The organism is Microbacterium sp. A93 (genome assembly GCF_051842835.1).
On sequence record NZ_JBPXMT010000004.1, the window covers coordinates 84,894 to 102,528 of the forward strand.

At 64.9% G+C, this 17,635-nt stretch carries 17 protein-coding genes; 14 read left to right on the forward strand and 3 right to left on the reverse strand.

Translation table 11 applies throughout. From position 1 onward, the window contains the following. Positions 1-67 precede the first annotated feature (67 nt). Positions 68-694 (forward strand): M15 family metallopeptidase, encoded by a 627-nt coding sequence (locus ACSU1G_RS11375; RefSeq protein ID WP_439280060.1) that lies wholly within the window; start codon positions 68-70, stop codon positions 692-694. A 320-nt stretch (positions 695-1,014) separates the two neighbouring features. On the opposite strand, the gene ACSU1G_RS11380 is transcribed toward ACSU1G_RS11375, so the two are convergent. Beyond that, complete coding sequence (locus ACSU1G_RS11380; RefSeq protein ID WP_439280061.1) at positions 1,015-1,725, reverse strand: GntR family transcriptional regulator; 711 nt, start codon at positions 1,723-1,725, stop codon at positions 1,015-1,017. 13 nt (positions 1,726-1,738) lie between these two features. Then, a complete protein-coding gene (locus ACSU1G_RS11385) occupies positions 1,739-2,662 on the reverse strand; it encodes a BadF/BadG/BcrA/BcrD ATPase family protein (protein WP_439280062.1) in 924 nt (307 codons plus the stop codon). Between the two features lie 107 nt (positions 2,663-2,769). Here ACSU1G_RS11385 and ACSU1G_RS11390 point away from each other — a divergent pair, with 107 nt between their 5' ends. The 7 genes from ACSU1G_RS11390 (at position 2,770) to ACSU1G_RS11420 (ending at position 10,812) form a co-directional block, all read left to right on the forward strand. Further along, a complete protein-coding gene (locus tag ACSU1G_RS11390; RefSeq protein ID WP_439280063.1) occupies positions 2,770-4,095 on the forward strand; it encodes an ABC transporter substrate-binding protein in 1,326 nt (441 codons plus the stop codon). 4 nt (positions 4,096-4,099) lie between these two features. Beyond that, positions 4,100-5,035, forward strand: a complete 936-nt coding sequence (locus tag ACSU1G_RS11395; RefSeq protein WP_439280064.1) for a carbohydrate ABC transporter permease — start codon at positions 4,100-4,102, stop codon at positions 5,033-5,035. Then, positions 5,032-5,853: a carbohydrate ABC transporter permease gene (locus ACSU1G_RS11400; protein ID WP_439280065.1), complete on the forward strand. Its 822-nt coding sequence runs from the start codon at positions 5,032-5,034 to the stop codon at positions 5,851-5,853. The genes ACSU1G_RS11395 and ACSU1G_RS11400 overlap by 4 nt, the downstream gene beginning before the upstream one ends. 8 nt (positions 5,854-5,861) lie before the next feature. Beyond that, a complete protein-coding gene (locus ACSU1G_RS11405; RefSeq protein ID WP_439280066.1) occupies positions 5,862-8,012 on the forward strand; it encodes an alpha-N-acetylglucosaminidase in 2,151 nt (716 codons plus the stop codon). A gap of 27 nt (positions 8,013-8,039) precedes the next feature. Further along, positions 8,040-8,987, forward strand: a complete 948-nt coding sequence (locus ACSU1G_RS11410) for an N-acetylglucosamine kinase (RefSeq protein WP_439280067.1) — start codon at positions 8,040-8,042, stop codon at positions 8,985-8,987. Next, positions 8,984-9,658, forward strand: coding sequence for an N-acetylmannosamine-6-phosphate 2-epimerase (locus ACSU1G_RS11415; RefSeq protein WP_439280068.1), 675 nt, complete (start codon positions 8,984-8,986; stop codon positions 9,656-9,658). Before ACSU1G_RS11410 ends, ACSU1G_RS11415 begins: the two co-directional genes overlap by 4 nt. Before the next feature lie 302 nt (positions 9,659-9,960). Beyond that, positions 9,961-10,812: a metallophosphoesterase gene (locus tag ACSU1G_RS11420; RefSeq protein ID WP_439280069.1), complete on the forward strand. Its 852-nt coding sequence runs from the start codon at positions 9,961-9,963 to the stop codon at positions 10,810-10,812. A 59-nt stretch (positions 10,813-10,871) separates the two neighbouring features. On the opposite strand, the gene ACSU1G_RS11425 is transcribed toward ACSU1G_RS11420, so the two are convergent. Beyond that, the gene (locus ACSU1G_RS11425; protein WP_439280449.1) at positions 10,872-11,666 is read right to left on the reverse strand and encodes a GntR family transcriptional regulator; all 795 of its coding nucleotides are present in this window, start codon (positions 11,664-11,666) and stop codon (positions 10,872-10,874) included. Between the two features lie 110 nt (positions 11,667-11,776). Between ACSU1G_RS11425 and ACSU1G_RS11430 the strand changes: the two genes are divergently transcribed. The 6 genes from ACSU1G_RS11430 to ACSU1G_RS11455 are packed head-to-tail and all read left to right on the forward strand — an operon-like array spanning position 11,777 to position 17,529. Next, complete coding sequence (locus ACSU1G_RS11430) at positions 11,777-13,285, forward strand: ABC transporter substrate-binding protein (protein ID WP_439280070.1); 1,509 nt, start codon at positions 11,777-11,779, stop codon at positions 13,283-13,285. Between the two features lies 1 nt (position 13,286). Further along, complete coding sequence (locus ACSU1G_RS11435) at positions 13,287-14,303, forward strand: ABC transporter permease (protein WP_439280071.1); 1,017 nt, start codon at positions 13,287-13,289, stop codon at positions 14,301-14,303. After that, positions 14,300-15,205 (forward strand): ABC transporter permease, encoded by a 906-nt coding sequence (locus ACSU1G_RS11440; RefSeq protein WP_439280072.1) that lies wholly within the window; start codon positions 14,300-14,302, stop codon positions 15,203-15,205. Before ACSU1G_RS11435 ends, ACSU1G_RS11440 begins: the two co-directional genes overlap by 4 nt. Continuing rightward, entirely contained in the window at positions 15,202-16,011 is an 810-nt protein-coding gene (locus tag ACSU1G_RS11445; protein WP_438252703.1) for an ABC transporter ATP-binding protein, read from the forward strand. The genes ACSU1G_RS11440 and ACSU1G_RS11445 overlap by 4 nt, the downstream gene beginning before the upstream one ends. Continuing rightward, positions 16,008-16,814: an ABC transporter ATP-binding protein gene (locus ACSU1G_RS11450; protein WP_439280073.1), complete on the forward strand. Its 807-nt coding sequence runs from the start codon at positions 16,008-16,010 to the stop codon at positions 16,812-16,814. Before ACSU1G_RS11445 ends, ACSU1G_RS11450 begins: the two co-directional genes overlap by 4 nt. Beyond that, a complete protein-coding gene (locus tag ACSU1G_RS11455) occupies positions 16,798-17,529 on the forward strand; it encodes a tyrosine-protein phosphatase (protein WP_439280074.1) in 732 nt (243 codons plus the stop codon). Before ACSU1G_RS11450 ends, ACSU1G_RS11455 begins: the two co-directional genes overlap by 17 nt. Positions 17,530-17,635 lie beyond the last annotated feature (106 nt).

The following is a 17,635-nucleotide window of genomic DNA, read 5'->3' on the forward strand; positions in this document are numbered from 1 at the left end:
GCGCATATCGGGAGCGTATGAAGAAACGCATACGGCCTCGTAACAGCCGGATGCGTTCACTGGAGACATGAACACCACCCCCATGTCTCCCGCAGTGCGTCGACGACGCCGAATCCTGCTCCCCCTCGTGTTTCTGGCCCTCGCGGTGATCGCCGCTTTCGCGGTGCAGCAGTCGTTGGCGGTGGCATCCGCCCCGTCCTCTGCCTCAATCAGCGGAGCAGGAGCATTGGGTGAGGTCACGGAAGCGGACGGGGCCATTCGCGATGGCGGGCAGCCCTCGGTCTTCGATGACGCATCTCCCGCAGTGGAGGGCCTGCGACCGGACCTGCTCGCCGCGCTGCGCAGCGCAGCGACGGATGCGAGAGCGGACGGTGTCGAGTTCTGGGTGAACAGCGGTTGGCGCTCGCAGGCGTTGCAGGCGCAACTGCTGCGCGAGGCCGTCGTAACCTACGGATCGGAGGAGGAGGCAGCCCGTTGGGTGGCGAAGCCGGAGACGTCCTCCCACGTCACCGGGGAGGCCGTCGACATCGGGCCACTTCGTGCGTTGGACTGGCTGGCGCAGCACGGCGCCAACTACGGTCTCTGCCAGACGTACAGCAACGAGTCGTGGCATTACGAGCTGCGTCCGGAGGCCATCGAAGCCGGATGCCCGCAGTCCTATGCAGACCCGACCGAGGACCCCCGGCTGCAGTAAGGGGCCTACAGCCGATCCATGCCGGTGACGGTGACGACGGCTTCGCCCGCCTCATCGGACGCCGCGAGGTCGATCGTCGCGGCGATGCCCTAGTCGTGATCGCCGGTCGGATGCGTTCGCCGACACCGCGCGCGAGCTGAAGGAGAACGCGGAGGAGTCAGCGCGGGTCTACGGACAGGAACTGGCCGCCGCTCGCGGAGATATGGCCTGACCTCCGCCCATGCGCGGCGTGAGCCCCAGCATCCCGCCGTGGGCGAGATCGCGTGGTTCCGCGATCCTGCCGGAAATGTCCTCGTCGCCATGCGAATCTGAGCAGGTGGTTACTGCTGCGGTGCCTCGCGATGGTGGTCGACGGTGAGCTCGTACAGGTCGCTGCGGTAGAGCGATCTGGTTGATTCTGCGATCGCGCCGTGTTCGTCCTTGGCAGTAGCCTTCACCGCCAGGCACGGCGTGCCGGTTTCGATGTCCAGCATTCCGGCGGTCTCGGCATCGGGCAGCACGGCGCTGATCCGCGAGGTCGCGCGCTCGATGCTCGTGCTGTAGTGGTCGCGCAGCACCGTGTAGAGCGAACCGCTGAGGTCGTGCCCGAGCAGCCCGGGGAACCGGTCGGCAGGCAGCGTCGACACGTCGACGCCGATGGGCGCATCATCTCCGAAACGCAGGCGGCGGATGCTGTAGACGTGGGTTCCTTCGGCAACCTGCAGGCTCGCTGCGGTCTCTTCGTCGGCCGGTTCCATCGACATGCCGAGCACTTGCGAGTGCGGCACCCGGCCATGAGAGCGCATCGCCTCGCTGAAGGACATCAGCGTCATGGTTCTGGTCATCGGCCGCTGCGCGACGAACGTGCCCTTGCCGCGGATGCCCACGATGCGCTTGGCGTCGAGGAGGATCGTGAGCGCGCGCCGGGTCGTCATAGGAGAGACGCCGAACTCCTTCGACAGCTCTTCTTCGCTGGGCAGCGCATCGCCAGCGCTCATCGTGTCGATGCGCGAGGAGAGTGTGTGCAGAATCTGCTGATACTTGGCAACCATGTTCGATCTGACCCTATCGGTGTGTGATGACGCGCAACAGCTTTGATTCTGCGGACGGATTCTCGATGCGCAGCAGGCGCTCAGCGCCGTCGAGAGGGCTTCCCTCAGCAGGGACGAATTCGAGGGGGAGGTCAAGAGCGCGCGACCTGATCCCGGGCATGAGCAGATCGAGCGCGGCTGCCGCTCCGCCCGTGAATGTCGTGGTGATCGTCTCGCCATCGGTGGCTGCGGACCTGACTGCCGCGTGCAGGCGGTCAGCGATATGCGCTCCGGCCGCGGTGAAGATCGCCGCGGCGTCGGCGTCGCCCTCGCGGGCATGCAGTGCCAGTGGTGAGCAGAGCGCGGCAAGAGCGCGGGGTCCGGTGCTCAGAATGCGTTCGGACCACAGCGTGATCGGACCGAGTTCGCGGATGCAGAGCTCGAGGATGCTCTGGTGGTCGCTGACGCCTTCGTGGGTGTCGATGGCATCGCGCACCGCGCGCTGGCCGATCCACGCGCCGGAACCGCGGTCATCGAGCAGAAGTCCGTATCCTCCTATGCGCGTGAACGAGCCATCTGCCGTCATGCGCACGGTGACGAGCCCGGTGCCGATCGCCACAACGATGCCCGGGCGGCCTGTCAGGGCGCCCAGGTGCGCGGTCAGCCCATCGTCTGCGATGCGCACCTCGTGAGCGCCGAGCGGATGGAGAGCCGCGGTATCGAAGCGCGATGCATCCCCCCAGACTCCGGTCGCGCCGACCGCGACGCGTTCGCAGCGGATGTCGAGCGCGCAAAGCTGTGTGACCAGCTCCCCGAGGGATTCGGAACTAATCATAGAGTTGACCACAGCATGATCGCTTGCGCGCAGCAGTCTGGCGCGGACGCCGGTTCCCCCGATATCTATGCAGACATCGACGCTGCTCACGCCCCGGTGCTGATTATTGACGATTCCGGTCATGGCTGTTAGCTTATCGCATACACCTAGTGTTTAACCAGATCCCTAGGGTTGTTGTGATCTTGAGCAACGGGAACTCGTTGCAGGGAAATATTCGGACGGAGTAGTCGATGAAATTTCGCAGATTTGCGCAGCTGTCGGTGGCAGCGATCGCTGTTTTCGCCATCGCAGGGTGCGCCCCAGGCGGACAGGCGACGCAGAACAGCGCCGGTGCAGAGGATCGAGAGGTCTCCACGGAGATCGGTCCGGAGGAGGTCACCCTGCGGATGGCGACCACCGCACCTCGCGAGATGGTCGAGGCGTACATCGAAGGGTTCAATGAGCTGTACCCGCAGGTCACCATCGAACCCGAGTACGCGGAGTTCGCGGCGTACAACACCAGCGTCAACCTGACGATGACATCGAACACTCCGCCGGACATCGCCCAGTACGGCGTTGTGATGAAAGAGCTCGTACCGGGCGGTGAGCTGCTGTCGCTCGAGCAGTACCGCGAGGCCTATGGCTGGGATGACGTTCTCCCCGGTGCAGCCCTCGCGTTCTCCGAGTTCAGCGACGACGGCAAGCGCTTCGGCGAGGGAGACCTCTACGGTGTGCCGACGGCTCTTTCCGAGACCGGGATCTTCGTGAACAAGGCCATTGCCGCAGAGCTGGGCATCGAGCTGCCGATCGCGACTCTCGGCGACCTCGAAGACGCGATGGACAAGGCGCTCGCCGCCGGTTACACGCCGATGGAGGCGGGCGGGCTCGACACCGGAACGCTGCACCTGTGGGCCAACCTGCTGGATGTCCTGATGCCGTCGGATGACTTCCGAGCCTGGGTCAACGGCCAGGAAGGCGGCTCGATCACGGGTCCCGGCGCTCTCGCCGCCACAGAGAAGCTCGCCGACTGGGCTGCTCGCGGATTCCTCCCGGCCGACGCGAACGCGAACGGCCAGGCGCAGTCGACAGCGAACTTCGTCGAGGGCGACACGCTGTTCCTGTTCAACGGAACTTGGGCGGTCACGCAGGTCAACGACGTGCTCGGCGACGATGGCGGATTCTTCACCATGCCCGGTGAGACGGCGGATTCTCCCGCCACGATGTCAGGATCTTCGGTCGCGTTCATGGTCTCGAGCCGCACCGAGCACCCGGATGCCGCTGTGGCGTTCCTCGACTACATGGCATCCGCTGAGGGCGGAAAGGTCGCCGTCGATCAGGGCTACATGCCCCCGCACGTCGATACCAAGGTCGAAGCAGAAGGCGCCACCCGCGATCTGCTCGACGCGTTCGCCGCGGTGATGGCTGACGACGGCATGAAGCGCTTCCCGGACTCGGCAGCTCCCGGCATCATCGACCGGATGACACCCGGAATCCAGGCGCTCACGGCGGGCCGCGGCGACCCCGTCGCGTTCCTCGCGGAGCTGCAGGAGTTCCGCGACGAGTACCACTCGGAATGATCGAGTGACCTCTGCAGTTCAGACGCGCGCTCCGCGCGCCGGGGTGACGGCCACGTCGTCGCCCCGGCGCCGGCGCCCGCGTCGTCGCCTTCGAATCGCCGGGTACGGGTTCGTCCTGCCCGCGCTTGCGCTCTACATCATCTTCGCGATCATCCCCGCCGTGCAGACCCTGCAGTACTCGCTGTACGACTGGAACGGCATCTCGCCGAGCACCTGGGTCGGGTTCGAGAACTACGTCGAGGTATTCGCCGATGAGCGGCTCCGTCGTACGCTGCTCAACGCTCTGATCCTCGTGGCGTTCTTCTCGATCCTGCCGATCGGCATCGGGCTTCTCGTCGCCGGCATCGTGGCCAAGATCAAATCGCGCTGGATGACTGCGGCCCGCGTGCTGCTGTTCCTGCCGCAGATCTTCCCCCTCGTCGTCGTCGGCATCGTGTGGCGATGGATGTACGCCGACAGCGGTCCGCTGAACGAGCTGCTGCGTGCGGTCGGTCTCGAGTCCATCACCCGCGCGTGGCTCGCCGACTTCGGCTTCGCCCTCGTCGCGGTCGGTCTCATCGGCACGTGGGTGATGACCGGTTTGTGCATGCTGCTCTTCTCCAGCGGAGTGCAGAAGATCGATCACTCGCTGTACGAGGCCGCTCGCCTGGACGGCGCCGGGCCAGTGCAGGAGTTCTTCGCCGTGACACTGCCGGGCCTGCGCGGTGAGATCCGCGTGGCGCTCACGATCACGATCGTTGCGGCGCTCGCGAGCTTCGACCTGGTCTTCACCACGACCAACGGCGGACCGGCCGACCGCACGCTGGTGCCGAGCCTGGTCATCTACCGACTCGCCTTCACCGAGCACGACATCGGTCTGGCCTCCGCCGTCGGCGCCTGCCTGAGCGCGATGATCCTTGCCGTCGTTCTCATCGTCAATCGAATCACGAGGGAAGAATGACTCGCCATCTCGGCCGCACTCTCGCCTATGCCATCGTCGCTGTGCTCGTCGTCGTCACGATGGTTCCGCTGGTCGCGCTCGTTTTCTCGGCGCTCTACCCTTCGGGCAGCGCTATTCAGGGGATCGGCTGGCCGGACGAGCCCACCCTGTCGAACTTCGCGGAAGCATGGACTTCGGCCGGGATGGACAAGCTGCTCTGGAACAGCGTCATCCTCGCCGTCATCATCGTTCCGCTCACGCTGATCATCGCGACGCTGGCGGGCTTCGGCCTGGCCTGCCTCAATCTGCGATGGAGCAAGGGCGTACTCGCCTTCTTCGTCGCTGGCCTCACGATCCCGATCGAGCTCGTGATCATCCCGCTGTACTACAACCTGCAGTCGGTGGGGCTGACGGACACCTTCACCGGTCTCGTGCTCGTGCAGGTCGCGCTGTACATGCCGTTCAGTGTCTTCTGGATGTACACGCACTTCGCGTCGCTGCCCAGAGAACTCATGGAAGCAGCGCAGATCGACGGAGCCCGTTCGACCACGATCCTCCGTATCGTTCTGCTTCCGCTGTCGGGTCCGGCGATGACGACTCTCGCCGTGCTGGTGTTCATGTGGTGCTGGAAGCAGTTCCTGCTGATTCTGATCCTCATCCAGGATTCGTCCAAGCGCACAGCCCCTGCGGGCCTCGGCTTCTTCATCGGGGAGTTCACGATAAACATTCCCCTGCTGTCCGCGGCATCCATCATCGTGGTGCTGCCCATCCTCGTTCTCTACATCGCCCTCCAGCGCTACTTCGTTGAGGGCCTCACACAAGGAGCACTGAAAGGTTGACTGCCAACATGCATACGCAGACTGCATCCGAGAGCCTGCTTCGCCGCCTGCTGGGCGACAGAGCATCTGACTTCCGCGTTGAGATCGACCCGCAGGCCGGAGGGGATGAAGACTCCTTCGCGGTCTCAGCATCCGACGGAATCGTCACGCTGCGCGGCACGAACGGCGTCGCGATCGCCTCTGCCCTGCGGTTCTATCTGAGCAGCGCGTGCGGCCTGCAGATCGCACGCGATACCGGAGCAGTGGAGCTGCCCGCCCGTCTTCCCGACTTCGAGCTCACCGAGCGCACGTCGCCGTGGGAGCACCGTTACCACATGAACTTCTGCACGTTCTCGTACACGACGGCGTTCTGGGACTGGGAGCGCTGGGAGCGCGAAGTCGATCTGATGGCGCTGCACGGCATCAATCTGCCGCTGAACGTTGTCGGCAACGAGGGCGTCTGGTACCGCGTCTTCCAGGACTTCGGCATGAGCGAGGAAGAAGTGCTCGCATTCATGGGGAGCGCGGCCTTCCTGCCGTTCACCTGGCATGGATCCGTGCGCTACCACGGTGGCCCGATGACTGTGGAATGGATCGACTCGCACGTCGAGCTCGGACAGCGCATCATGGATCGTCAGCGGAGCCTGGGTATGAAGCCGGTGCTGCCGGGATTCGCCGGCTACGTGCCGGAGATCCTCAAGGGCGAGACCTCGTTCGAGGTCGAGTGGATGGACCGGTTCAACTACGTGCTCGGCACCGACGACCCGACGTTCGAGAAGCTCGGCAGTGCGCTGCTGCGCGAGCAGGAGCGACTGTTCGGCAGCGACGGCTATTACGCGATCGACCCCTTCATCGAGGGCCTGCCGCAGCTCCCCGCTGAGGACGGCGTCGAGCCCGGAGCGGCGATGGTCGCCAAGCGCGCCGCGCAGATCACGAAGATGCTGACCGGCCACAACCCGGCAGCGGTCTGGGTACTCATGAGCTGGGCCTTCCAGTACCGCACCGAGTACTGGACGCCGGCACGGATCACCGCCGCGCTGAACGAGATGCCCGTCATGAACACGCTCATCCAGGACACCTGGGGCGAGCACTCGCCGGTGTGGGACAAGACCGAGGAGTTCGAGGGTCGTCCCTGGGTATGGACCATGCTGCACAACTTCGGGGGTCGACCCGGTATGCACGGTGCGCTCGACCTCGTGGCGAACGAGCCGTTCCGAATTCTCAACCAGCCCGCGCGGAGCATGGCCGGCATCGGCCTCTCGCCCGAGGCCCTCGACCATGACCCGGTCGCCTACGAACTGATGGCCGACGCCGTGTGGCGCCGTGAGGCGATCGATCTGGATGCGTGGATCGACGACTATGCGCGGATCCGCTACGGACGGCTGGATGATGGTATCCGCGAGGCCTGGCGCATTCTCCTGCGAGAGGTGTACACACACGGTGAGCGCACCGGTCCTGTGCGCTCGGTCATCATGTGCCGCCCGCGCGTGGAGGGTGACCTCGCCGCTGAATGGACGGGCAACACCACGGAAGACTTCGAGCCGAAGGATCTCTCGGCCGACATGATCCGTGCGTGGGAACTGCTCATCGAGGCAGCGCTCGCAGACGGCGCGACACCAGGGCTCGAGCGCGACATCGTCGACCTCGGACTGGAGGTGCTCTCCCGCACGGCGAACGGCATCCAGATCCGTGCGCGCTCGGCCTTCGTCAAGCGCGATCGAGCGGAGTTCGACGAGGCTGCGGGTGCACTGCTCGACAGCATCCGGTCGATGGATGAGCTCGCAGACCGCTACCCCGGCTATCGGTTCCGCACCTGGCTGGACGCGGCACGCGGCTGGGCGACGAGCGAAGCGGAGGAGCAGATCCTCGTGCACGACGCCACGCTGATCAACACCTCGTGGTTCGCGCCGGGTCTTCCCATCCAGGACTATGCGGGCAAACACTGGAGCGGTCTCATCTCGGGCTACTACGGCGAGCGTTGGGCGCGCTGGGTGCACGCGCTGGAGGCGGCCTGGGAATCAGAACTCGACGTCGATGCCTTCAACGAGCAGTTGTCGCAGTTCGAAGCAGCGTGGCAGCATGCGCCGAAGTTCGAGGCCCCGGTGTCGGAGCGCGTCCTCGATACCGCAGTCCGGCTGCGGGAGTGGAATCGTGCCGTCGCCGCAGTGGCGCAGCCATGACCCGGACGGCCATCACAGGTGGGTGAGATGAGCGATCTGGTCCTCGGAGGCGACCTCGGCGGCTCGACGACGCGCATCGTCATCGCCGATGCCACCGGTGCCGTGCGCGGAGAGGGGACGGCCCCCGGGGGGAATCCCGTGTCGCAGCCTGAGACGGCGCACCTCGCTTTCGCCGCCGCGCTGCGCGCAGCGCTCGGCGACCTGGATCCGGCACGGATCCGCGGAGGCGTGATCGGGATGGCCGGGAGCACTGCGCTGCGAGAGCAGCCCGCGCGACGGGCCGGCTTCGACGCGGCGTGGGCGCAGTGCGGCCTGGCCGGAGTTCCGCGCATCGTCTCGGATCTCGAAGCCGCCTACGCGTCAGCGACCGATCGAGATACCGGTGTCGTGCTCATCGCAGGAACGGGCGCCTCTGCAGCGCTGATCGACGGATGGCAGGTGGTTGAGCGCCGCGGAGGCTATGGATGGCTGCTCGGCGATGAAGGCGCGGGGGTCTGGCTTGGACGCGCTGCGGTGCGTGCGACGCTGGCGGCATTGCAGGAGGGACGGGTCTCGACGCTCGCATCGTTGGTTATCGACCAGTTCGGCCTGACGATGCGACCCGGAGTGCAGCAGAGCGCGGAGGCATGGCCGGGGGAGGCGCAGGCTTCGGCTCTGATCCGGGTCGTGAATGATTCGGGGCCACTGGCTCTCGCGGAGCTCGCTCCTCTCATCACCCTGGCATGCGACGAAGGGTCCTCAGATGCGGCCGAGATCGTCGATGAGGCGGCCCGGCACCTGGTCCGGACGGTGTCCGGGCTGCTCTCGCGGGCCCAGGACGGGCCCGTGGTGCTCGCCGGGAGCATCCTTGAGGAATCGCTGCCGACCGGCAGGGCCGTCCGCGAACTCCTGACGCCCGACTACGGTGATCGGCTGCGCTTCGCGGCGAGCGGCACACAGGGCGCACTGGCGCTCGCAAGACGGGAGCAGCGATGAAGCACGGGGTGTTAGAAGCTCTGGCCGGAGGACTGATCGTGTCCTGCCAGGCATATCCGGGAGAGCCCATGCGTAATCCGGCGACGATGGCTCAGATAGCCCGCGCCGCCGTCATCGGGGGAGCCGCCGGCATCCGCCTGCAGGGCATCGATGACATCAGCGCAGCATCCGACCTCGAGGTGCCGATCATCGGCCTGTGGAAGGACGGCGACGACGCGGTTTTCATCACGCCCACGCTGCAGCACGCGCTCGCGGTCGTGGAAGCGGGGGCCGACGTGGTCGCGATCGACGGCACGCGCCGTCCTCGTCCGGATGGGCTCACTCTCGCGGAGACGATCGCGGGTGTGCGCGCGAGGAGCGACGTGCTGGTCATGGCTGACTGCGGATCGTTGGGTGACGCGCTCGCGGCTGAGGCTGCCGGCGCGGACATCCTCGGGACGACGCTGGCGGGATACACGGGAGAGCGCCCGAAGTCGGCGGGTCCGGATCTGGACCTCATTGCGCAGATTGTCGAACGGTGCCGGAAGCCGGTGATCGTCGAGGGGCGCGTCCGTGTGCCGGCCGATGTCACCGCTGCTCGGGATGCCGGAGCGTGGGCCGTCTGCGTCGGGACGGCGATCACCCACCCGAGCACGATCACGTCGTGGTTCGCGGACGCGATGCGCGCATAGGACGGGCGCCGGAACAGGACGCGCCGAGAACTGCGCCTGCGGCAGCGTCAGCAGCGGCACCTGCCACGCCCACCCGCGATCGGGGTCGGCGTAGAAGTGGAACTCGTCCATCACGACCTGACCGACCTCAGCCGAAGGCCCCTGGTAGCACCGCCCGGTCGGGAGGCCTGCGCCCGATCCGGAGCCAAATTGGGGCATCCGCTCCTCCCATTCGTGCGGAGTGCTCCGTTTCGGATGCCCAGGCTCGCACTTTTTGTTAACCTCCACGAGGTAAACCTCGTGTCATGTCTGCTTTGCGAATCTTGCACCTCACCGACACCCACCTCTTCGGGGATGACACCCTGCACTACGGGGTCGTCGACACTGCCGAACGGCTACGCCTGACGCTCGCGCATATGGCAGATCGCCCCTTCGATCTGGTCGTGTGCTCGGGCGATGTCAGCGAAGACGGGTCTGAGGGTTCGTACCGGCGCGCTCGTGATCTGATTGGCGAACGGGCGCGCGAGCACGGCGCGCGTGCGGTATTTGCGATGGGGAACCATGATCGCCGTGCCCCCTTCCGCGCGGTGCTTGGTGGCGGACAACCGGATGCTGACGAGCAGATCCTCGAAGGTGCAGATGCCCCTATCGCCTCAGTCGCAGAGCACGGCGGCTGGCGAGTGATCGTGCTGGATAGCTCGGTGCCTGGCCGAGGGTACGGCGCCATCGATCAGGCACAGAAGCAATTCTTTGAACAGGCGGTTCACAGCCCGGCCGAACACGGCACCGTCGTGGTCGTGCATCACCCGCCGATTGACGCGCAGACCGATCTCCTGCAGGCTCTCTGCCTCGATGAGCAGGATGCCGCGTGGCTGTTGTCAACGATTCAAGGCACCGATGTTCGGGTCATCCTGAGCGGTCACTACCACTTGCCGGTTGTTGAAACCGTGTGTGGGGTGCCGATCGTCGTCGCCCCAGGGGTAGCAAATATCGCCCGGGCTTTTGATCGCCGCACCGAGGAATCTGCCATCGACGCATACGGCGGAGCGACGGTTGATATCTCGGCTGACCGCGTGCGCGTCGTGCCTTTCGAGCAGCGGATGACGGCGGATGCTGAAGTCTTTCGGTTCACGGAGGATGCCGTAGTTCGCATCATCGCCGCCGCCGGGCGCTAAGCTCGACCCGATTCGTGCGAAGTCCTGAGATTCAGATGCCGCGGGCAGCGCCCAAACCCTCAGAGTGCGTCGTTGTCGTAGCGCAGCACGAACTTCGCTTCGTCGCCGCGTAGCCGGCGGCGCACATAAAACACGGGGGTTCCATCCGCATCGGCGGAGACGCCATCGCGCACCAAAAGCGCGGTTCCCGGGGGCACATCGAGCACATCGGCGTCGTCGAAATCGGCGGCAACAGCACTAAAAGCGCGCCATAAATAGCGCAGGTCAAGGCCGAATCCATCGGCGAATGCGCGCACGACGAGGCCGTGTTCACCGACCCGATCCAGTACCCCCGACCACTGCGCAGAGTGCCAGTACGAGTTGGCGATCCAGCGACGCCCCCCGCGCACCATCACAGTGTCGATCCGGTGCATATCGGCGACCGGAATCCCCAGGTGCCCAGCTGCTTCTTCGGCGAGCGAACCAGATGCAGGCCCGAACGACAAAACCCGCTCATCCACTTGGCGCACGGGGGCTGCGGAGCGCCGGAGTGCTGCCGAATCGAGGGCGTCGGCGGTGGCATCCGACTGTTGACGGGATCGCGGCAGGGTGGCAACAATCTCGACCAGATCGGGAGGGGACACGACGAACGTCCCTACGCCGCGACGGATCTCGACGGCACCCAGGCGCTGCAGTTCGATAATCGCCTGACGCAGGGTAAGTCGAGCCACCCCGAAGCGCTCGGCGAGCGTGGCTTCATTGGGCAACCGTGAACCGGCTGCGAGCGCACCCGACTGAATTTCTTCCCACAGCTCTGTCGCAATCCGACGGTAAACCGGCCCGCTGTTGTCCACACGGCTACGACCACTTTGCATACCGTTCACCTGAAACTCCTCATCGCGTCATCGACGATCCGTAGACATATAGACGTCTTGATCACAGCACGCAGGGATCCGAAAAATTACCTGCAAGAGAAAGGTACGTCATGCGCAGAATGATCGCCTCGACCGGTATGGTCCTCGGCGGAATCCTCCTGGTCGGTTGTGCGACCGGTGCAGGTTCAACTACACCGGCGAGTGACCCCACCTCGGTCGCATCCGATGCAATCGTCGACATCCGCGTCGGCCTCGAACCCACCAGCCTCGATGTGACCACCACCTCGGGCGCAGGCCTCGTGCAAGTCATGCGGGGCAACGTCTACGAAGGTCTCGTCGGTATTACCGAAGACCTCCAGATCGTTCCGGCGCTCGCCTCGGAGTGGGAGGTCAGCGACGACGGCCTGACCTACACCTTCACCGTTCGTGACGACGTCACATTCCACGATGGAACGCCCATGACCGTGGATGACGTCGTGGCATCCCTTCAGGCCGCCAGCGCCGAAGGATCGGTCAACCCGGATGCCAAGCGTATGACCCAGGTGGCAAGCGTCGAATCAACCGATGCCTCCACCGTCGTGATCACGCTCGAAGAGCGCGACATTAACTTCTTGGACACCCTCACCACCGCTGCCGGATACGTTGTGTCCAGTACGTCTGACGCAGACCTTGCGTCCGAAACCAACGGCACGGGCCCGTACACGCTCGACCAGTGGAACCGCGGCGCAACCCTCGCCCTCACGCCGGCCGACGACTACTGGGGTGACGCTCCCGCAAACGGCGGTGTGGTTTTCCACTACATTTCCGATGAGACCACCGCATCTACCGCTCTGCAGAGCGGCGAGATCGACATGATCGCCGGAGCGACAGCGGAAACAGCCGAACTGTTTGGTGCAGACGACGCCTTCCAGGTTGTCGAGGGTGACTCGACCAGCTGGATGACCCTCGGGTTCAACCACACTGTCGAGTCGCTGTCAGATCAGCGCGTACGCCAGGCCCTGCGCCAGGCAATTGACAAGTCAGAACTCGCCGAGATCGTCGGTCAGGCTACTGAAGCCGGAAGCATCACGGTTCCGAGCGACCCGTGGTTCGTAGACATGACTGAGTCGGCGCCGTTCGACCCGGAAGCTGCGAAAGATCTTCTCGCAGAAGCCGGATACAGCGACCTCGACCTGACGCTGACCGTGTCGAATACCTACGACACGATCATCACCGAGTTCATCGCCGCTGAGCTCGCCGACATCGGAGTCAACGTCACGATCGATACCGTCGAGTTCGCCACCTGGCTCGAAGACGCCTATACGAACAAGCAGTTCGAGCTCACGATGGTGCTGCACGTCGACCCGTCGACGGCCACGTACTACGGCAACCCGAACTACTACTGGAGCTACGACAACGCCGAGGCACAGGCTCTTGTTGCCGAAGCGCGCACAGCCACCACCACCGACGTACGCGACGAAAAGATGCGCGAACTCGTCACCCTGGTTGCTGAGGACTCGGCTAGCGACTGGCTCTACACGGCGCAGACCGTCGTTGTCGCGAATGCCGACGTTGCCGGATTCCCTGTGGATCGCATCTCGAACAACTTCCGCGTCAGCGGTATCACCGTCGCGGAGTAACGTGACCATCTCGGCGACCTTGAGCCGGCCACGTGCCGGGCGCGAAGAACTCCTTCGCGCCCGGCACGTCGTGGCCGAAGTACTCGGAGAGATCGGCATCCTGCTGCTCTCCCTGATTGCCGCGAGCATCGTGATCTTCGGCCTTCTGGCGATCCTTCCAGGAGACCAGGCCGCGATGCTGGGCGGGATGGATGCTACGCCCGAACAGATTCTCGCGTTGCGCGCCCAACTGGGCCTAGACCGACCCATCTGGGAGCGGTACTTCGACTGGATCGGCGGCGTACTTACCGGCAACCTCGGAGTCTCCGGGCTCGACGGTCGCGCGGTCGCCGCAGAACTCGGCGAGAAACTACAGGTCACCGTGCCCTTGGGTATCTTGGCCCTGCTGCTTAGCGTCGTCATCGCTCTGCCCGTCGGCATTCTCGCGGCGGTATATCGCGAGAACGCTTTTGGTCGTGCGATTGCGGGGCTCAGCCAGCTCGCCGCAGCCATTCCCACTTTCGTTTTGGGGCTGTTGCTCGTCGTCGCTGTCGCTCTTCCCACACGCCTCCTGCCGGTGCAGGGCTTCCCCGCTGATCGCTGGGCCGACCCCGCAGAAGCGCTGCGCTCACTCATCCTCCCGGCAACGGCCATCGCCATCGGGCAGGCCGCAGTACTGGTGCGCTTCGTGCGCAGCGCCACCATCGACGTGCTCATGAAGGACTGGGTGCGAACCGGGCTCGCCCAGGGATGGCCGCTCAGCTCAGTGCTGCTGCGACAGGGCCTGCGCAATGCGTCGCTTCCGTTGCTCGGCGTGCTGGGGCTCGAAATTGCTGGCGTTCTCATGGGATCGGTCATTGTTGAGCAGCTCTTCGCGCTTCCTGGTGTCGGAGGAATGCTGCTGGCGGATGTCGGTAACCGAGACATCGTCTCTATTCAAAGCACCCTGTTCGTGCTCACCGCGCTCGTCATGATCAGCACGATGGCACTCACCACTCTTTCCCGTGTTCTTGACCCCCGTATCCGGAGGACCCAGTGATCACTCGTTTCATCCGGCATCCGCTGGGCGCCATCGGCCTCGTGCTCGTGGCGATTCCCACGTTGGCAGCCCTGCTCTCGCTGGTGTGGACGCCCTATGACCCGGCCGCCTTCGACCCGATCAACCGCTGGTTGCCGCCCTCGCCAGAACACCTGTTGGGAACGGATGCCGGAGGGCGTGATCTCTTCAGCATTCTGCTTGCCGGTGCCCAATCGACTATGACTGCCACCGTGCTTGCCACAGCGATCGCCGTGGCGGTGGGCCTGCCGCTGGCTATGGCGACCGCCCTCGCGGGGCGGCGACTGGGGGCAGCCCTCGAGCGAGCAATTGATGTGGCCATTGCCTTCCCCACGCTGGTGCTCGCCATCATCCTGGTTACCTCATATGGAGCAAGCCTCTGGGCCTCGTCCGTCGCGATCGGCCTCGGCGGCGCCGTCGTCATCGCCCGCACGATGGTGCCCGAACTGTGTGGTGCGCTCGCCGCTGACTACGTGACGCTCGCCTCTTCTGGCGGGGTCGGCACCCTGGGTATCCTCTCGCGGCACGTCTTGCCCAACGTCGCACCCACGCTTCTGATTCGCGCCACGCAGCTCCTTGCGGCTGCCGCGCTCGCCGAAGCCGGGCTCTCGTACCTCGGTTTCGGAACCCCTGCACCGACGCCGTCGTGGGGTCGGACTCTTGCCGACCTGCAGTCACAGGTGCTCGTGCGCCCCGAAGTGCTGATTGCCCCGAGCCTTGCGATCACCACTCTCGTGATTGGGTTCGCACTGCTGGGCGATGCGCTGCGGGATGCCCTCGAACCCGGCCAGCGCAGCAGGCCCGTCACGCGTGCGCAACGCCGACATGCTGCATCCGTCCCCGACACTGTTTCCGCCCCCGACACCGAGAAGGTGACCGCATGACTCTCTTGGATATCCGCGACCTCACAATCAGCATCGGCGACCGCCGTCTCGTCGATGGGATATCGCTAAGAGTCGAAAGAGGAGAGCGAGTGGGGCTGATCGGTGAATCCGGATCAGGCAAATCACTCACCTGTATGTCGGTGCTCGGGCTGCTGCCTGCGCGCGGACAGGTCAGTGGCAGTATCACGGTCGAGGGTACGCAGATAATTGGCGCCGACCAGCGCACGCTCCGAGACCTGCGAGGTCGGCGGGTCGGCTGCGTGTTTCAAGAGCCGCAGAGCGCGCTCGACCCGCTGCTTCCCATTCGTCGACACCTCGTTGCACCGCTGCGAGCGCACGGACTGCTGCGCCGTGCGGATGCTAGAGCAACCGCCGTTCGCCTGGCGGAAAGCGTGGGGCTTCCTGAACCAGAATCAATGATTCGTCGGTACCCGCATGAACTTTCCGGCGGACAACGCCAGCGCGTCATGATCGCGATGGCCATGTCGACGAGTCCGTCGCTGTTGTTGGCTGATGAACCAACCACCGCGCTTGATGTCACGGTGCAGGCGAAGGTGCTCGACCTGATGGGCGACCTGGTTCAGCAGAGCGGCGCCGGCAGTTTGCTCGTGACACACGACATGGCCGTTGCCGCGTCGCACTGCGATCGCATTGTCGTGATGCGCGCGGGGCGAATCATCGAGGAGGGTACCGCCGAGCAGCTTATCCAGCGCCCGCGAGAGGGGTACACCGCCGATCTCATTGATGCGGCGTATGCGACAGGATGGCAGCCGCAGGTCAAGACCCGTGTGGCGGTGGCCGCATGAACAGCGAACTCTTCAGGGCCGAAAACGTGCGGATGGTGCACCCCGGCATGCGGCGACCGGCGCTGGATGGTGTGAACCTGACGATTGAATCGGGTCGTAACCTCGGCATCATTGGTGAATCAGGATCGGGTAAAAGCACGCTCGCACGCATCATGCTCGGGCTGCAAAGCCCGACATCTGGAACGGTTTTGTACCGCGGCGAACCGGTTCCAACCGGGCGCGGTCGTCGGGCGCGAGAGTTTCGCCGCAGCGTTCAGGTCGTACTTCAAGATCCGTTCACATCGCTGAATCCCCGGATGCCAGTAGGCAAGATCATCGCTGAACCAGTGCGTGCATTGCGGCCGAAGTGGGATGCTGAGGCGCGAACTTTCGAGTTGCTGGCCGCCGTTGAACTTCCGGCAGAGGTCGCACAGCGGCTTCCCCGAGAACTCTCGGGCGGTCAGCGTCAGCGGGTCGCTATTGCTCGTGCGCTCGCCGTGCGACCCAAAGTTGTTATCGCCGATGAACCCGTGAGCGCGCTCGATGTGTCGGTGCGCGCCCATGTGCTGCGGCTTCTTAGGCGACTAGTCGCCCATGAAGAACTGACCATTGCCGTCATTTCGCACGACCTAGGAATCGTCGACGGATTGTGCGCCGATGCAGCCGTCATGTCGGCGGGAAATATCGTCGAGCACGGACCCGTCTCGCAGGTGCTGGATGCGCCGCAGCATCCGTATACCCGCGAACTCATCGCTAGCGTTCCGGTACTTCCGGTACGAAAGACCGCATTTCGAGAGGAGGGCGAGCATGACGCTCCCCGCTGAAACCACTGCACGCCTACATAATTTGCGCCCCGTGGGCGGATTGCCCACCAGCAGCGGAGAGTGGGTGCGTGACGACCTGATGTGGCGTTCGGCAGCACCATTCGCCGCGCGCGCACATGCGAGCGATCTGATCGCCGGACTCGGCGTCACCTGCGTTATCGACCTGCGCGATAGGGGAGAGCGCGACCGCACCCCCGGGGCCTGGCGGCATGACGACCTCGCCGTGCGAGAGATGCCGGTGTTCGACGACCGGCTGCGGGACATCACCTTCGATGGTTTGCCCGAGCTTTACACGTATATGACCGGCGATTTCGCCCCATCTCTGGTCGCCGCATTCGCGGCGATCGCCGAGCAGGCCGAGCAAGGCGTGCTCATTCACTGCACCGCTGGTAAGGACCGCACCGGCATGCTCAGCGCTTTTGTACTGGATGTGTTGGGGGTCGACCGCGCGCTGATACTCGATGACTTCGCGGCATCCCAGAGCCACCTAGGGCCTGAGTATCTCGCTGATCTCTTTGCAGATGCTGACGTCGAGAACCTACCCGGAATCGTCGCCCACCGCGCCACGGCTTCACCGCCCGAGCTTCTCGCCGACGCACTCGACGCTCTGGAATGTGAGTACGGCAGTATTGCGGCTTTCCTGCTGGCACACGGAGTGAGTCAGGCGCAGCTTGAGAGCCTGCGCGCGGTGTTGGTGGTGCAGGGGCGGGACTAGCCCTTCGCAGGCGCGCCCGATTCGTGCCAATCCGGAGGTCTTCGCGCGATCTGGAGGCCACATTGTGGCATCCAGCCCTCCGTATCGGGTGTTTACCCCCGGATCG

Bases quoted from the DNA above. Each gene is read 5' to 3' on its own strand.
- ACSU1G_RS11425 (WP_439280449.1), bottom strand. From the start codon at position 11,666: ATGCAAAGTGGTCGTAGCCGTGTGGACAACAGCGGGCCGGTTTACCGT.
- ACSU1G_RS11385 (WP_439280062.1), bottom strand. From the start codon at position 2,662: ATGACCGGAATCGTCAATAATCAGCACCGGGGCGTGAGCAGCGTCGAT.
- ACSU1G_RS11450 (WP_439280073.1), top strand. From the start codon at position 16,008: ATGAACAGCGAACTCTTCAGGGCCGAAAACGTGCGGATGGTGCACCCC.
- ACSU1G_RS11445 (WP_438252703.1), top strand. From the start codon at position 15,202: ATGACTCTCTTGGATATCCGCGACCTCACAATCAGCATCGGCGACCGC.
- ACSU1G_RS11415 (WP_439280068.1), top strand. From the start codon at position 8,984: ATGAAGCACGGGGTGTTAGAAGCTCTGGCCGGAGGACTGATCGTGTCC.
- ACSU1G_RS11405 (WP_439280066.1), top strand. From the start codon at position 5,862: ATGCATACGCAGACTGCATCCGAGAGCCTGCTTCGCCGCCTGCTGGGC.
- ACSU1G_RS11400 (WP_439280065.1), top strand. From the start codon at position 5,032: ATGACTCGCCATCTCGGCCGCACTCTCGCCTATGCCATCGTCGCTGTG.
- ACSU1G_RS11380 (WP_439280061.1), bottom strand. From the start codon at position 1,725: ATGGTTGCCAAGTATCAGCAGATTCTGCACACACTCTCCTCGCGCATC.
- ACSU1G_RS11430 (WP_439280070.1), top strand. From the start codon at position 11,777: ATGCGCAGAATGATCGCCTCGACCGGTATGGTCCTCGGCGGAATCCTC.
- ACSU1G_RS11390 (WP_439280063.1), top strand. From the start codon at position 2,770: ATGAAATTTCGCAGATTTGCGCAGCTGTCGGTGGCAGCGATCGCTGTT.
- ACSU1G_RS11410 (WP_439280067.1), top strand. From the start codon at position 8,040: ATGAGCGATCTGGTCCTCGGAGGCGACCTCGGCGGCTCGACGACGCGC.
- ACSU1G_RS11455 (WP_439280074.1), top strand. From the start codon at position 16,798: ATGACGCTCCCCGCTGAAACCACTGCACGCCTACATAATTTGCGCCCC.
- ACSU1G_RS11375 (WP_439280060.1), top strand. From the start codon at position 68: ATGAACACCACCCCCATGTCTCCCGCAGTGCGTCGACGACGCCGAATC.